Annotated in this window: 16 protein-coding genes and 3 pseudogenes; 4 read left to right on the top strand and 15 right to left on the bottom strand. The window is 63.3% G+C overall.

What is annotated here, in order from left to right; genetic code table 11:
• The 7 genes and pseudogenes from OKW27_RS36140 to OKW27_RS36110 all read right to left on the bottom strand — a co-directional run.
• Positions 1 to 1,137: an HlyD family secretion protein gene (locus OKW27_RS36140; protein ID WP_429336264.1), complete on the bottom strand. Its 1,137-nt coding sequence runs from the start codon at positions 1,135 to 1,137 to the stop codon at positions 1 to 3.
• Positions 1,134 to 2,675, bottom strand: coding sequence for a TolC family protein (locus tag OKW27_RS36135; RefSeq protein WP_429336633.1), 1,542 nt, complete (start codon positions 2,673 to 2,675; stop codon positions 1,134 to 1,136). Before OKW27_RS36135 ends, OKW27_RS36140 begins: the two co-directional genes overlap by 4 nt.
• A 29-nt stretch (positions 2,676 to 2,704) precedes the next feature.
• The gene (locus OKW27_RS36130) at positions 2,705 to 3,826 is read right to left on the bottom strand and encodes an AI-2E family transporter (RefSeq protein WP_429336263.1); all 1,122 of its coding nucleotides are present in this window, start codon (positions 3,824 to 3,826) and stop codon (positions 2,705 to 2,707) included.
• 450 nt (positions 3,827 to 4,276) lie between these two features.
• Entirely contained in the window at positions 4,277 to 4,678 is a 402-nt protein-coding gene (locus OKW27_RS36125) for a GFA family protein (RefSeq protein WP_429336262.1), read from the bottom strand.
• Positions 4,679 to 4,771: 93 nt separating this feature from the next.
• Positions 4,772 to 5,200: a YybH family protein gene (locus OKW27_RS36120; RefSeq protein ID WP_429336261.1), complete on the bottom strand. Its 429-nt coding sequence runs from the start codon at positions 5,198 to 5,200 to the stop codon at positions 4,772 to 4,774.
• A 184-nt stretch (positions 5,201 to 5,384) separates the two neighbouring features.
• The gene (locus OKW27_RS36115; protein ID WP_090804177.1) at positions 5,385 to 6,317 is read right to left on the bottom strand and encodes a hypothetical protein; all 933 of its coding nucleotides are present in this window, start codon (positions 6,315 to 6,317) and stop codon (positions 5,385 to 5,387) included.
• Positions 6,318 to 6,449: 132 nt separating this feature from the next.
• Positions 6,450 to 6,581, bottom strand: a pseudogene (locus OKW27_RS36110) (tautomerase family protein); the annotation flags it as partial.
• A 354-nt stretch (positions 6,582 to 6,935) separates the two neighbouring features.
• Between OKW27_RS36110 and OKW27_RS36105 the strand changes: the two are divergent.
• On the top strand, positions 6,936 to 7,667 hold the full coding sequence (locus OKW27_RS36105; protein WP_090804175.1) for a GlcG/HbpS family heme-binding protein: 732 nt from the start codon (positions 6,936 to 6,938) through the stop codon (positions 7,665 to 7,667).
• A 156-nt stretch (positions 7,668 to 7,823) separates the two neighbouring features.
• On the opposite strand, the gene OKW27_RS36100 is transcribed toward OKW27_RS36105, so the two are convergent.
• The 3 genes and pseudogenes from OKW27_RS36100 to OKW27_RS36090 form a co-directional block, all read right to left on the bottom strand.
• A complete protein-coding gene (locus OKW27_RS36100; protein ID WP_184066858.1) occupies positions 7,824 to 8,252 on the bottom strand; it encodes a YciI family protein in 429 nt (142 codons plus the stop codon).
• A 106-nt stretch (positions 8,253 to 8,358) separates the two neighbouring features.
• Positions 8,359 to 9,375, bottom strand: coding sequence for a phosphate ABC transporter substrate-binding protein PstS (gene pstS, locus OKW27_RS36095; RefSeq protein WP_429336632.1), 1,017 nt, complete (start codon positions 9,373 to 9,375; stop codon positions 8,359 to 8,361).
• Between the two features lie 292 nt (positions 9,376 to 9,667).
• Positions 9,668 to 9,835: pseudogene (locus OKW27_RS36090) on the bottom strand (LysR family transcriptional regulator); the annotation flags it as partial.
• A 1-nt stretch (position 9,836) separates the two neighbouring features.
• On the opposite strand from OKW27_RS36090, the pseudogene OKW27_RS36085 reads away from it, so the two are divergent.
• Together OKW27_RS36085 and OKW27_RS36080 are read left to right on the top strand one after the other, a co-directional pair.
• Positions 9,837 to 10,272 (top strand): annotated as a pseudogene (locus OKW27_RS36085) (SDR family oxidoreductase); the annotation flags it as partial.
• 292 nt (positions 10,273 to 10,564) lie between these two features.
• Complete coding sequence (locus OKW27_RS36080; RefSeq protein ID WP_184029736.1) at positions 10,565 to 10,867, top strand: DUF4148 domain-containing protein; 303 nt, start codon at positions 10,565 to 10,567, stop codon at positions 10,865 to 10,867.
• A 229-nt stretch (positions 10,868 to 11,096) separates the two neighbouring features.
• Here OKW27_RS36080 and OKW27_RS36075 read toward each other — a convergent pair whose 3' ends face one another.
• The 3 genes from OKW27_RS36075 to OKW27_RS36065 all read right to left on the bottom strand — a co-directional run bounded on the left by OKW27_RS36075 (position 11,097) and on the right by OKW27_RS36065 (position 12,074).
• Positions 11,097 to 11,285, bottom strand: coding sequence for a hypothetical protein (locus tag OKW27_RS36075; RefSeq protein ID WP_090805701.1), 189 nt, complete (start codon positions 11,283 to 11,285; stop codon positions 11,097 to 11,099).
• Between the two features lie 115 nt (positions 11,286 to 11,400).
• A complete protein-coding gene (locus OKW27_RS36070; protein WP_429336260.1) occupies positions 11,401 to 11,703 on the bottom strand; it encodes a hypothetical protein in 303 nt (100 codons plus the stop codon).
• Positions 11,700 to 12,074, bottom strand: a complete 375-nt coding sequence (locus OKW27_RS36065) for a phage holin family protein (RefSeq protein WP_429336259.1) — start codon at positions 12,072 to 12,074, stop codon at positions 11,700 to 11,702. Before OKW27_RS36065 ends, OKW27_RS36070 begins: the two co-directional genes overlap by 4 nt.
• Positions 12,075 to 12,298: 224 nt before the next feature.
• On the opposite strand from OKW27_RS36065, the gene OKW27_RS36060 reads away from it, so the two are divergent.
• The gene (locus tag OKW27_RS36060; RefSeq protein ID WP_429336258.1) at positions 12,299 to 12,700 is read left to right on the top strand and encodes a DUF6566 family protein; all 402 of its coding nucleotides are present in this window, start codon (positions 12,299 to 12,301) and stop codon (positions 12,698 to 12,700) included.
• Positions 12,701 to 12,735: 35 nt separating this feature from the next.
• On the opposite strand, the gene OKW27_RS36055 is transcribed toward OKW27_RS36060, so the two are convergent.
• Positions 12,736 to 12,981, bottom strand: a complete 246-nt coding sequence (locus tag OKW27_RS36055) for a hypothetical protein (protein ID WP_429336257.1) — start codon at positions 12,979 to 12,981, stop codon at positions 12,736 to 12,738.
• Positions 12,982 to 13,099: 118 nt separating this feature from the next.
• Positions 13,100 to 14,509: a 3-deoxy-D-arabino-heptulosonate 7-phosphate synthase gene (locus OKW27_RS36050; protein WP_429336256.1), complete on the bottom strand. Its 1,410-nt coding sequence runs from the start codon at positions 14,507 to 14,509 to the stop codon at positions 13,100 to 13,102.
• Positions 14,510 to 14,546 lie beyond the last annotated feature (37 nt).

The raw sequence follows: 14,546 nt of genomic DNA, 5'->3' as shown, positions 1-14,546 counted from the left end.
TCAATAGACGTAGGAGAGCCAGCTCATCAGCCGGATGAACGCGTGTCCCAGCGGATTGAGCGGATTGCCCTGGGTCGGAAAGGCCATCACTTCGGCCTGCCCGCCCACCCGCAGATCGCGCAGACGCGCGCGCTCGCTGTCGTCGAATTCGACGATTACCGGGAAACGCTGCGCGGGACGCAGCCAGTCGCGGCTATTCTGCACGGTGGGCAGGCTGCCCGCCGGCGTGCTCTGCCCCACACTCACGCCATAGCCGATACTGCGAACCCGCCCGCCGAACACTTCGCCGGGCAGCACGTCCAAGGCGATCTCGACGCGCGTGCCGGGTTTGAGATGGCCCAGATTGTTCTCCGTCATGTCGGCGCTGATCCACACGTCGCGGATCGCGATCAGCGTCATGACCGGATTGCCCGCCGCGGCGAACTGACCGACTTCCGTGCGCAGATCGGTCACGACGCCGCTCGAGCGGGCTCTGATCCGCGCGTTGGCGAGATCGAGTTCGGCCTTCTCCAGCGCGCCAGCGGCGCTGCGCAACTGCGCATTCTCCGCCTCGCTTCCGCCCTGCTGCTCCCGCGCCCGCTCGACTTCGGCACGGGCCCCGTCGACCTGGCTTAGCGCCTGTTCATGCGTCGCCCGCGCGACCTCGAGGCGTCGCAGGGAGACGGTGCCCTCGTCTTCACGATAGAGCCGCTCGAGACGGTCGCTGTCCTGGCGCGCCTTGACCTCGTTCGCGATGGCGGCCCGCAACGCCGCGAGTGCCGACTCGATACCGGCCGTGCTGGCACCGAGCTGCCGGCGCGTGGACTCCAGATCGGCGCGCGCGCGGTCAGCGGCAATGCGGTAGGGCTCGCTATCGACTTCGAACAGCACGTCCCCCGCGTTGACATCCTGGTTGTTATGGACGAGCACCCGCGTCACGCGTCCCGACACCTCGGCGGCGACGGGCACGACATAGGCCTGAATCCGCGCCTGCTGCGTATACGGCGTGAAACGGTCGGCGAGCAGATACCAGATCAGGCTCAGCACGATCAGACAGACGACCCATTTGACCGCCCTGCCCGAAGGGTCGGCGGCAGGCGTCGACGACTTCGGCGGGGCGGCGGTTCGAGGCTCGCGGGTATCGTGGGTATCGCTCATCGTGACGCCCCTTCGGCTTGCCCCGGCGTACCGGAAGACGGCGCCGTCTGGTCGAGCAGGTCGCCCCAATCGGTGCGTTGCCGCATCTGCGCGCGCGTCGCCGCGTCGACGAGCGGCTGTTCGGTTTCCCAGCCGCCTCCGAGCGCCTTGTAAAGCGCGATCACACTGCCGAGCGCATTGCTGCGATTGACCACGTACGCGTCCTGCTGCGCGAACAGCGCGCGCTGCGCATCGAGGACCCGCTGGAAGTCCGAATACCCTTCCCGATAGATCGTATTGGCGAGCGTCAGCGAGCGCCGCGCCGCGCCCTGCGCGTCATTCAGAATGGTGTCGCGCTGCAAGGCGGCGAGCAGCGCCGTCGCGGCATCGTCGGCCTCGCGCGCCGCCTCGCGCACCGTGTTCTGATAAGCGAGCGTCAACTCTTGCAGCCGTGCGTCCTGGACGCGCACGTTGTTCGTGATCCTGCCGTAATCGAACACGTTCCACGTCACGCTCGGGCCCGCGGCAAAGAGCAGTGTGCTCGGTGCGCCCGCGAGCGAACTGGCGGTCCACGTCAGCGTGCCGAGCAACGATACCGACGGGTACAGATCCGCTTTTGCCACGCCGATGAGCGCCGACTGCGAAGCCATCTGATACTCGGCCGCGCGAACGTCAGGGCGGCGCAACAGCAGATCGGCCGGTACGTCCTGCAGCACCGCATGATCCACCAGCGGCACCACGCCTTCCTTGCCCGACTGCACGTCGAGTTCCGGCAGCGGACCCGGCGCTCGCCCGATCAGCACCGACAGCGCATGACGCGCAAGCACGATCTGGCTTTCGAGATCGGGGATGCTGCTCAGCGTCCCAAGGTACTGCGTCTTCGCCTGCTGGAAGTCGAGTTCGTCGGATTCGCCAGCCTTGAAGAGCTTTTGAGCGATGTCGTAGCTGCGTTTTTGCAACTGGGCGTTCTCGCGAGCTATACGTAGCCGCGCCTGCGCGACCCGCAGCGTGAAATACGTATCCGCGACCTGCGCGTGCAACAGAACCAGCGCATCGTCGCGGTTGGCTTGCGCGGCGAAGAATCCGGCGTCGGCCGATTCGATCGCGCGGCTGAAACGCCCCCAGAAATCGAGTTCCCAGCCGATGCTGAAGCCCGCGCCGTACTGCACGAAGGCGCCCGAGCGCGGATTGAAACCATCCGAGCGCTTGCGCGCCGAAGCCAGTACATCGGCGCTCGCCTGCTGCACCTGCGGATAGCGTCCCGCGAGCGCGATGCCGAGCTGTGCGCGCGCCTCGAGCACGCGCAGTCCGGCGATTTTCAGGTCGCCGTTGTTCGCGTCGGCTTCGGCGATCAGACGTTCGAGATTCCTATCGTCGAAGATCAGCCACCACTGGCGCACATCGGGCTGTGCACCCGGTTGCGTGACCCGCGTGATCGATTCGCTACTCCAGTGCTCGCTCCACGCTTCATGCTGCGGCTTGAAGTCCGGGCCCACCCGCATGCATCCGCTCAGGCCAACCGCCGCCCCGAACAGCACTGCGATCCCGTACGGACGCATCAACGGTGACACGGAGCCATCCTCGAGCTTCAGGTCTGCTTCTGTTCGTGGGTCTGCGTGGGTTGCGTGGGTTGCCTGGGTTGAGGCTGGTCTCGGACCCAGCGCCAGAACAGCTGATAACCGACGGCCAGCATCACGGGCCCAACGAATAGCCCGATGACGCCTCCCGTCACCATGCCGCCGAGCGCTCCGATCAGCACGACGGGCATCGGCACCGCGACGCCACGGCCCAGCATCAATGGCTTGAGCACGTTGTCGGCGAGGCCCGCGACGAACACGTAAACCGAGAAGATGATGTTTGCGGTGTTCACGCCGTCCGTGACGATCACGAAGGCGATCACCGGAATGGTGATCAGCGTGGCCGGCAATTGCATGATGCCGAGCAGCAGCACGGCCAGCGCGAGCAACCCCGCGCCGGGTATCCCCTTCACGACGAAGCCGATGCCGATCAGCAGCATCTGGATAAACGCGATGCCCACTACACCCTGGGCCACCGCGCGAATCGTCGCCGTGCACAAGTCGGCGATCTGAGCGCCGTTCTCGGGGCCCGAGATGCGCGAGGCGATCTGCACCGCGCTGTGATAGCCCTTCTCACCGTGGGCCATCAGGATTCCTGCGACGATCAGCGCGACGAAAAATATCACCAGGCCGGCACCGAGCCCCGTCACCGTTGCAAGCACAGCGAGCCCGGCCTCCTTCAGCTGCGGGGCGAATTTATGCGCAAGACCGGTCAGGTCCGTCGATGCCTGTTGCCAGAAGTCGTACACACGCTGGCCGACCAGCGGCCAACTCGCCACCGAGTCCGCGGGAGGCGGAATCCGGAAGCTACCGCTCCTGGCAATGGCTATCGATTTCTCGACCGAATCGGCTACCGCGAGACCCAGCGCATACGTTGGCACCAGAATCACGACGAGCGCGACAAGGACGATCAGCGTGGCGATCAGGCCATCCTTGCCGCCGAGCATGGAGCGAAGCAGGACCTGCAGCGGATAGAGCGTGATCGCAAGAATCACCGACCAGGCCATCAGGTTAAGAAACGGCGCGAAGATCCGAAAACAGAATACGGCCAGGACCGCGATGAGTCCGGCGCGGATCAGGACGTCGAGCATCTCTCGGGACGGAGTCCGTTGGGGAATCGGTGTGAGCAGCATAAGTTGTTCTCCCGCCAGGTCCCGTCGCAGTTCGGCGGCGACACCGTGATAGGCCTGCAATCGCGAAAACTCAAACCCACTGGAACGTTCTTGACGCCAATACCAAGGCCTGCCTGCAATTCCGGCATTTTAGGAAGAGGATCGCGCCGGCTTTGTCGTCGACAGAATACGGCGTTTCACTACTATTGAACCCGCGCCTGAAATATTCAATTGGACTTTGGTCTCATAGACCTCGAGCCGTCCGGAGCTCAGCCGCCGAGCCGCCGCTCACGGCCGGAATCTGGTATCCCACCGATGCGCCGGCCACGCCGCACGCCTTGGGCGACGTCACCCGGACCGTCGCGGCCGGCGCGCCGATAGCAGGCCATCACCTGCCGCTGATCGTGCTGTCGCACGGCGGCGGCGACTGGTACGGCGCCTTTCGAGTCGATGTTGCGATAGGAAGGAGACTCACCCGAATTCGTCGTGTTGCGGCAATGGGTCGGTGATCGAATACCACGGTGCCTTTGAACCCACGAAAATGTGGGCAGTGGGAGACATGGCGGGCGAGTCCGTGAGTGTTCCCAGCGTGACGTGAACGTATTGCCCCTGACGAACCACCGAGAACATCAGGCTTCCACATATTTTGCAGCGCACATCATGCGCCGCTCGTTCATCGCCGAAAATCAACAGGCTGTCTTCGCCCCGAGTGATGCGCAGCTTGTCGCGCTCGATTCCCGCGAAGGGTTTGAACGCCGAGCCGGTCGCGCGCCGGCAGTTTGAACAGTGGCAGTTCAACGCATAGACGAATTCGTCTCTTACCGAGTAATGGACGGCACCGCAAAGGCATCGGCCGGCAAGCAATGGTTTCATGGCTGCTTTTAAACAGAAGGTACGTTGCAAATTGGAAAGTCACGCAGCCGTGATTATTCGCGAGCCGACGCGCGATGTCGAACCGCCAGACCGCTAGCGCCTGAAGATTACCTGCGCCGTGCCGACCTCGATCGGAGAGGAGGTGTGCTGGTGGACAATTTTCCATCCGTCGGCCTGCTGCCTCAGCGTCATGGTCAGGCGATTGTCCATCGAGCGCAGTTCCAATCCGTCGGCGTCGACGGCTTTATATGTCGCGAAGGCGTGAACGACGGCGAGGTCCGCGGCGACGATCGTTTGCGCCGCGCTGAAATCGACTATCACACGTTCCGTACCCAGCGAACCGAACCAGCCCTCCACCATGGCGCGCCACGATGCGATGCCGTTGTACGACCATGTCCCCCACATGTCGAAGACCACCGTATCGCGGTCGTATAGCGCAACGAACGCGTCCACGTCTTTTGCCAATATCGCGGCTTTGTAGCCCTCCAGGACTCGCAGGATCGGATTGTCGAGTCGGTTCACAGTGTGCTCCCAGGTCGGATGACGATGGCGGCCAGACTTGGCGCAAAACGGCAGATCCAAGGTTCCTGGCCAATTGTCTTACCAGGTAACGACGATCGACGCACCATCGCATCGACATCCCCCCGAAAAAAACCTTCAACACGATATTGCGTTGCATTGATCAGATCCCCGCCCGCTGCGCGGATCACTGGGCGATCTGCTGACGTTGATACTCGTCGTGCTTCATTTGCATATAGTCGGCGCGGCTGACCTCGTGCAATTGCCGCGGATACTGCTCGGTCGCATCGAACCAGTCAGCGAGGCGTTTGTCGAGGCGGGCGTTGGGCGGGCTGGAAAGCGCGCCAAGATAGGCATCGATGGCGAGGTAGTAGCGCATCGTATTGCGTTCGACCAGGCCGCGCACGCCGCCGATGTATTGCGGCTCGCTCGTCGACGAATCGGGCGTAGCGGAAAAGCCGACCTTGTCGCTGCCGATCGTCGCCAGGTAGGTTTTCATGGCAATCCGTCCCGCCGTGCCATATCCGTACGCGTAGGTCAGGTGAATAAAGGTGCGGTTATCGCCCACCGGTATCGCTTCCAGCACGATACGGTAGTCTTTCGTGCTCAGCGGACCCTTGGCGGCAGTGAGCTCGACGCGAAAATAATCAGGGGTGCTCGCTACCGCACGAAAGTTGAATTGCACGCGGTACGACGACGAAAGCGATTCCTCGGTTTTCTTGCCGATGTTCACGGTGAGGATCGTACCGCTGTCGCTGGTCGACGCATGGCAGTATTTGGTGTTCAGATGCAGGATCAGCACGTCGCACCAGTTGGCCGGGCCCTGAGTTGGGTCGTTGAGCGCGCCGCTGACCACCGCGAAAGGATAGTTGAGCACCCCGTAAATATCGCCCTTGAGCGCCGACGGCAACTCCTGCGATTCGAGGTACAGCGGTCGCTGAAACTGGTTGTGCGCGAGTTGCTGCGTCAGACTTTGATATTTCGCGTGCAGGCGAGCCGCGCCGTCGTCCGCTTGCGCGACGACGCTCTGGCATAAGAAACAGAACACCGTGGTAATCAAGACAATCCACCACGGTCGCGTCCGCCGATTACCTGCCGGGGATGTCGCAAGCCTGCTCATGGTCCTCCTCCTACTTTGGCTCAGGTCGTGGCGCAACGGAGGCGGATCCGATCCTGGCGCCCTCGTGGTTCCCGCATATCGCCGACGTCATACGGCCATGCGCAAATACAGGCCGCGGAACCCGGACCCTCATCGCTCGCCTACGCTGATTCGCCTGACGTCCACCGACATCATCCGAGCATAGGTCTCACTCATTTTCGCCGCGAGCAGTCTTTTGCTCTCGACAGAGTAGTGATCGTTTACATCAAGCTGTAGATAAGGCATTGCGTCGATCTCCAATGAGAGTGTTGCGCACGCGCCAACTATATGCCGCGCCATCCAATCGATCAAAACCGTCGCCGCACCACGCTCCGGCGAGCCGATCGTCGCTCGTGTCCGTAGCAGTGTCGAACGCCAGGCAAGCATGGCTGACGGGCACTCTGTTTTGGCCAATTGCCCTTGCATAATGGCCTTCACTATTTACACGAAGTCCCGGATCAACGAGGTACGTTCGCTGCCGGGAGCTCGCCACCGACATTCGACAGCGATGAGTTGTTTATTTCATTGGCTGTCCTATTGTTTGTTCGCGTTCTCGCCCACAGCGTGCCTGCTGTCAAATCGATCGTCAGGAGAATCGTCATGCGTAAGATGCTTACCGTCGCTGTCGCAGCGTTTTGTATTGCGTCCTTTTCGCACGAAAGTCGTGCCTCTGGCGATGATGATGTCCCACAAGCCCGATGCACGCTACCGCAAGGTACGGTCGCATTGGTGGAAAAGCAGTTGAATACGGTCGTGAACCTGCCCGATGCGAACGGCGGGATCTTCAAGCCTAACCGGATGTGGGCGGCCCTTGTCGATCGGCAGGGGCATCTATGTTCGGTGATCGTGACCGGCGACGCCTGGCCCGGTAGCCGGGCCATTGCAATCGCGAAGGCTTATACCGCGAACGGTTTCAGCAACGACGCACTCGCCCTATCGACGGCAAATCTCTATGCGGCCGCCCAGCCGGGCGGCTCCCTTTACGGCCTGAATAATTCGAATCCTTTTGACGCGCGCTTCCTCGAACAGGGCAGCGGCATCGGACACACGCTTGGCGGCGTCATTACCTTCGGCGGCGGCGTCGCGCTTTATGCAGCAGGGAAAGTCATCGGAGGATTGGGCGTGAGCGGCGATAGCGCCTGCGCCGATCATGCGATCGCCTATCGCATGCGCAAGCTCGCGGGGCTCGGCACTGTACCCGCCGGCCAAGGCCCGAACAACACGGATAACATCGTCTATTCAACGAGCGGATCTCCGATCGGCTTTGAGCATCCTCATTGCTTCCCGAGCGACCTGAGCGCCGATAAGATCGAGCAGATACCTTCGCACTGACCGGCTTCGAACGGTTGGCCGGCGACACCCACTGACGACGGCAATCATCGACCCGTGGCATCGGGCTTCCGGACAACGTATCGGAAGCCCGCGTAGCGTCTCGGACAGTCGGATCTGGATTGCGTTCGTACCCGCAGACTGATGCGGTGAAAATCGTCAACGCATCTGCCCGTCAATTTGCCTGCGCAGACGATTTTCCTCGTCTTGAAGCTCGGGCGTAAAAGCTTCGCCAAAGTCCGCAGGCTCAAAGAACGGGCGAATCTCGATCTCTGAATCACTGACCATCGGATTCGGGCAGCGCTTTACCCATTCAATCGCTTCGTCCATCGATTGAACCTGCCAGAGCCAGTACCCGGCGATCAATTCCTTGGTTTCCGCAAACGGGCCGTCAATGACGGTGCGGTCCTTCCCTGAGAACCTCACGCGAGCGCCGGCCGAACTCGGCTTCAACCCGTCGCCGCCCTGCATGATGCCGGCCTTGACCAATTGCTCGTTGTACTGCCCCATCGCCGTGAGGAGTTCGGTACTCGGCATTTGCCCGGCTTCCGATTCGGGGGTTGCCTTGATCATGACCATGACGCGCATTTGGGTTTTCCCTTAGAAGACGAAAGTGTCTTGAGGCAACGGCGCCTCCAGTGACTACGACGAATGATCATAGGGGAAATCGACACGCGCCAGACACGATTGCTGGTCACGGCACTGCGAACGCGTTGTGCACCGACTTTTCGCCTGTATCGGCGGGCCATTGTGCGCGGATCTTCGTCACGACCGGCTCCGGAAGCGGTATGTAATCCAGCGCGTTGACCGTCGGCCCACCATGACTCAACGCCCATTCGAAAAACTTCAAGGTGGCTTCGTCGTGGCCCGGCTTGTTCGGCGTCGCGGGAAGCAACACATAAGTCGCGCCCATGACCGGCCAGGCATCCTTGCCCGGCTGGTTGGTCAGCGATTGCGAGAGAGAGCCCGACCAGTCGGCGCTCGCCGCGGCTGCCCTGAAGGTCGCGGCGCTGGGCTGAACGACATTACCCGCCGCATTGGTCATGGCAACGTACTTCAAGCGGTTCTGTTTCGTGAAATCCCATGCGACATAGCCGATTGCGCCGGGCAGATAGCCGACGTACGTGGCAATGCCCTCGTTGCCTTTGCCGCCGATGCCGAGCGGCCATCGCACGCTAGTGCCTTCGCCTACCCTGCGCTTCCATTCCGGACTGACCTGCGCGAGGTAGTGAGTCCAGATCAGCGTCGTGCCCGAGCCATCCTGGCGACGCACCACGGCAATCGGGTAATTAGGCATCTTGATCTTTGGGTTCAACCGCACGATTGCCGGGTCGTCCCAGAACTGAATCTTGCCGAGATAGATGTCGGCGACGACCGGCCCCGTCAACATCACCTCGCCGGCTTTGAGCCCCGGAAGGTTCACGACGGCTACCACGCCGCCGATTACGATTGGAAATTGCCGCAAGCCGTTGCGGGTCAGTTGATCGTCGGTCAGTGGCGCGTCCGAGCCCGCAAAGTCGACTTCCCGGGCGATGACCTGCTTGAGCCCATCGGACGAACCCGTGCCCTGATAGATCACCCTGCTGCCACCCGACTTCTGGTAGTCGGCGGCCCATTGGGTGTAGAGGGGAGCGGCGAACGTGCTGCCGGCTCCCTTGATGTCGGCGGCGTAGGCCGCGGCTGCACATGAACAGCAGATCAGACCAGCCATGATGGCGTCGGATGTTCTCACGAATGTCTCCCGTCGGTTCTTGTTCCGGGACATCGCTGATCCAGACCTGCCACCGCATGAGCTCGTTGGAGGGCGACCGTGCCGGTAATTCAATGTGCAGTTTTCATCGGGTGTGTCAGGTCTCCTGCATGACACGCCATACGACACATTAAAGAACGGTGACAGACCGAATTCCAGTTGAATCGTGCTATCGAACGCGCCGTGCCCGGCGGCCTCTTCCCCAATTGCAGGCATCCGGTTTCGGGATAGCCGACACACATCAGACATCCCTTCACGTCTCGTCCCACGGTGGCACGCCCGAGAACGCGTTGACCAGGAAATCGATTGCCGCACGAACTTTTGCGCTCACGTGGCGACGGCTCGGATACAGCGCGAGCACATCGATATCCGGCAAACGGTATTCAGGCAATACCTGGACGAGCCGGCCTGCGCGTAGGTCAGCGACGCTGGCCACCAACCTGACGAGCGCGTTTGTCGGCGCCAAGCATCAGATTCCTGAAATGATCAAGCAAGGCGGTGGGTCGATCATCTTCACGTCGACGTTCGTCGGCTACTCGTTCGCCTTCCCGGGGACCGCCGCCTATGCCGCGAGCAAAGCCGGCCTGATCGGACTGACGCAAGCGCTCGCGGCTGAATACGGCCCCCAAGGCGTGCGCGTCAACGCGATCCTCCCGGGCGCGGTGGACACGCAGATGTATCGCGTATGAACGATACGGCCGAATCGCAGACGTTCGTGACCGGGCTGCACGCGCTCAGCGGGTCGCAAAGCCGGAAGAGATTGCCCGCTCGGCGCTCTACCTTGATTCCGACGATTCGTCCTTCGTGACGGGTACCGCTTCGTTGGCGGACGGTGGGGCTTCGATTACGCGCACCTGAGCTTTCTTGACGACGGCACCCGCGGGAATGCGGATGTCCGACGACGACCCGCGAACGGCTGCTTGACCCACGCTTCGATGATGTCGGCTCGTGTCCGGAGGTACGGTCCCGGATGCGCGGCCGACATCGGAGCGTTCGGGCGCGAGCGTCGACCAGCGTCGGCTGATGGGCGAACCCCCTACCATGAAAAATAAACAACCACTGTACGGTTCCTCACCTAACCTTTGATCAGTTGAACCGCGAAAAGCAAAGCGCGAGTCAGCCGGAGTAACCAACAAGGAGGCGGGCCATCATGAAGACGTTAGTCCACACAGCTTGCGCGGTCGCGGTCATGGCTGTGTCAGTTGCATCGCTGGCGCAGTCGGACGGGGCGCTGACGCACGCGCAAGTGCAGGCAGAAATCGCTCAGCTCGAGCAAGCCGGCTTCAATCCGGCCAATGCGAATACCGTCGACTTTCCTACCAACATGCCGACCACCAACGCCACTGCCGCAGGCCAGAGCAGCGGCTATGGCCCCGCGACCAGCGGTACGCAGCAGATGGGTAATCCGGCCAGCACGAGTGGGATGAAGCCGGTGTTCTTTGGCGGATCGTAAGCCTGCCCGTCTGACCAGCTCGACGATGCAGAGCATGCCGTCCCCGCCGGGGACGGCGTGGAGTGTCGTGCTATGCGCGCTTGCAGAGTGGTTTCGGCCGCCGCCTGAATGCCCGAAGCCGTCATGACGACGATTTCGGACGCACCCGGTCGAGCGCCATATTGCATGGCGCCTGTTGAATTGCCTGCCTTGTTTCGCTGAGCGCCTGGCGCGAACAGCTAACACCTCGTCAGCGTTTCTTAACGTCGATGGTCAGGATTTCGTATCCGGGGTCGGCGTGCTCGTTCGCGACTTTATTCGCTTCCTCGTACGAGCGAAAGGACGTGGCTTCCTTAATCTCCGGTGCCATGCCGATATCGCCGTCCTCTGCGGTGCAGAGGAACTTTTCGCCGGTCTTCACGACGTAGACGGTCGTCATATCTCCCTCCATGGCTTGCAGGGGAACTTCCAGTCTAGCAGGCTGGTAGGGTTGCACACGGTTCGCTGAGGCGATTCTGCTTTGCCTGGTCCGATCGCTGCATTCGCTCAGGGCGTCACTGCGCGATCGACCGCCGCACATTGCGGGCGATCCACGCCGCAAGACCGGAACGGCCCGCGATCGACAGCGTGCGGCGCGGCCCCAGCACGATGCCGCCGATCACCAGCGCGAGAAGCAGCGCAACATGCGGCGCCTCGGCGAGCGACGCGAGCACATTGCCGGCGGAGTAGCGCGAGGCTGCCCGCACCGCCGGCAACGCGGCAGTCTGGTTCGCCGCGACCAATGCGGCTCGCGATGCCTCCATGCGTTCCAGAATGGTGACCCGGGCAAGCTCATTTGCGTGATGTGGCTGACTCATTTGAGCGACTCCCTGAGAGCGTCGAGATCGGAATGAATCTCGGCCTTGAGCACGTGAAGCGATTGCGCCGGTTTCTGCGCCCGCAAGACGAGCAAGGACACGATGCACACGAGCAGCCACGCGGCGGCAACGCCCCAGACCACCGCAAGGAAGTAAGGCGTCTGCCACGCGGTGGCGATGATCGCGATGCAAATGAAGGACAGCGTGAACAGGCCCGCTACTGCCAACGCCACGAGTGCGCTCAACTCGCGCACCAGACGCTTTCGCGTCTCCTCGACTTCCAGCGCGAGCAGTTCGCTATAGTCGGTTACACGTTCGACGCAGAATCGCCCGACATTGCGCCACCTCGTGACCTTCGCATGGATCGACATTCCGTCCTCCTTACGATTCATTTGCGCCGGCCGCCATCAGCAAAGACTTCGCCTCTCGGCCGACAGAGCGAAGCGGCGCCAGCGTTGAGCGCAGCGCAAGAGCCGGGCCCGCGCTGAGCGATCGCACGCCGCGTGCCCGTTTCTGGACGGATGCCTGCACGCGTTCGCCCTGTCGGCACAGCGCTTGCTCGAATCAGGCAGATCATTCGCTCGCCGAGGACAGCATGACCCCGCTCCCCCCAACCGATCACACTGACCGCACCGCCGGCGCAAGCATCGGCGAGACCGGCTCCGATATGGCTAGCGCGGACGGACGCGCGATGCCGGCCGCGCGCGCCGAGCCCGGCTCCCACCACGCGATGCATGACGCGCACCGCGGCGCGCTGATCACGGTGACCGCGCATCGGAACTCGCGAGGCGCCTGGATCGCCGACGTGTCGATTTCCCGCGAGGGCCGGCCGCTGGAGATACCCGCCAATCTGGCCAACGTGGAGCCCGTGACGCCGGAATGGCTTACCGAGGCGGAAGCGTTGCGCGCCGGCATCGAACAGGGCCGCTATCTGATCGACCGGACGCTGGGCAGCGGCTCAGCACCTCTGTCGGCGTCGCTGGGGCCGGTGCGCTGACGCGGGCGTCGCAACACGCGCGCGGCGCAAACGCGTTACTCGTCGCTATCGAGCCCGCCCGGCGGCGGCCCGATCGTCATGCCGGCGCCCGACCCGGTGCGGGTTCCGGGGGGATAGGCATCGGTTGCTGTCTCGGGCGGAACGTCCGCGACGCAGCGGCTCGCGTCGCCGTCGCGTAGACATTGCACGAAACGGTCCGCCTCCTGTGGCGAGCGAAATCCGTAGATCTTGCTGGCAACCTGCACCTGTGTGTCCGACAGTCGCTTCGACAGCGTTTCCATCACCACTCCTTTTTGCTCGAAGATCTATCGCTACGAGCAACGCGCGCGCCACCTCCAATGCAATCGCGCCGCGACTGCGGCACAGCGCTCGCGTTGGCCCTACGCAGACCTGGCAGGCCTAGCGCGCCGCGCTCAACCGTCTTGCGTCGGCGATGCCGACGGCGGCCCGCAAGTCGTCCGGATGAACCATCAATTCGCGGACCTCGCGCAGCGTCGCGTACTGGTCGAGCGCCGTCCGCCATCTCGGCGATTCGAGCAACTGATGCCACACCGGTTCCAGCACCGCGCAATCGGTGTCGCGCCCGTCCGCCAGTGCGGCCGCGAAATCGAGGCTGGCGTGCGCCGACAGCAGCTGCATCCGGCTCGCAGGGCCCAGCACGCGCGGCGCCGCTTCGACGGGTGCGTCGCAGCAATAGAGCACGGTCCTGCGAAGACCGGCCCCGTCGCTCGTCAGCGCGGCGAGCGACGCGCCGCTCAAGCCCACCGTCCCCTGCTGCGTCCGAAACGGGTAGACGGTGTGCGGGTCCGCATGCGCAAGCAGCGTCAGTCCACGCACGAGCCGCGGCAGATCGGTGGTGGCCGCGTCGACCGATGCCTTCGCTTCGACGAGCAGGCAGACGTCCCACGCCGCCGCGTCGGCCGGGGGCTGTGCCTGCCGCAGCAGCACCACGTCCCATTCGGTTTTCGCGCGCTCGTGGCTCGCGGGTATCGCGGCCGGCACGCGCATCGAGTTCACGACACGGTACGAGGCGAGCGCACCGTGCGCGTCATTGAGGCGCCGCGCGAGCGCGTCGAGCGCATCGGCGGCCGATGCCTCGACCGCGGCGCCGCGCTGCTTCGAGCTCAAGCCTCGTGCCACGGCAGTCGAGCTTCCCGGGCGCGGCCCCTGGCGATCCCACAGCGTCTGGTACTGACGCACGCGCTCGTCGGACGCGAGCGCGTAAAGACGGCGCAAGCGCTGCAAAGCGGCACTCTCCAGCAATTGCGCGAGGCCGCGTTGCAGCGCCGCGTCGTGCGCGATTTGCGGCGTATCGATGCAAGCTTGCACGGCTTCGGCCAGTTCGGGCCACGCTTCGGCGAACGCCAGCGCGTGCAGACGCGCCAGCGCGTCGCGTTGCAGGCCGGGTAGCAGCCGCTGCTGTTTGGCCGGATGTGCGATCGCATTGACGGCCGCGTAGATCAGCCGGCGATCGACGCTCGCGTGCGCGGCCAGCGACGCGTACTCGCGCACCACCGTGCTGCGATGCCGTAGCAGCATCGCCTGAAACACCGGGTCGCCGGCTTCCTCGCGCATCGCCTCCCGAATCATGCGCGCGAGCGCCTCGACGAAGAAGCGCCGGTTCGCCGCATCCGGCGCTTCGCCACGCGCGCTCGCCTCGCGAGCCTGCTCGATCGCGAGCGCGAGCACGGTGGCGGGTCTCGCTTGCTGCGTCGGCGCGCAGACGGCCGCAAGCGCCGGCAGGCGATAGCGACGCGCGACAGCGTCGAGCATCTCGTCGAGCAACGAAGGCGATGGCGTCAAGGACATAGCGATATGTCGATCAGTTGGCGAAATAACTGTACAT

Source organism: Paraburkholderia sp. 35.1 (assembly GCF_050436525.1).
GTDB lineage: Bacteria > Pseudomonadota > Gammaproteobacteria > Burkholderiales > Burkholderiaceae > Paraburkholderia > Paraburkholderia tuberum.
Note: the sequence above shows the minus strand (reverse complement) of the source record. Positions and strands in the feature narration are given on the sequence as shown.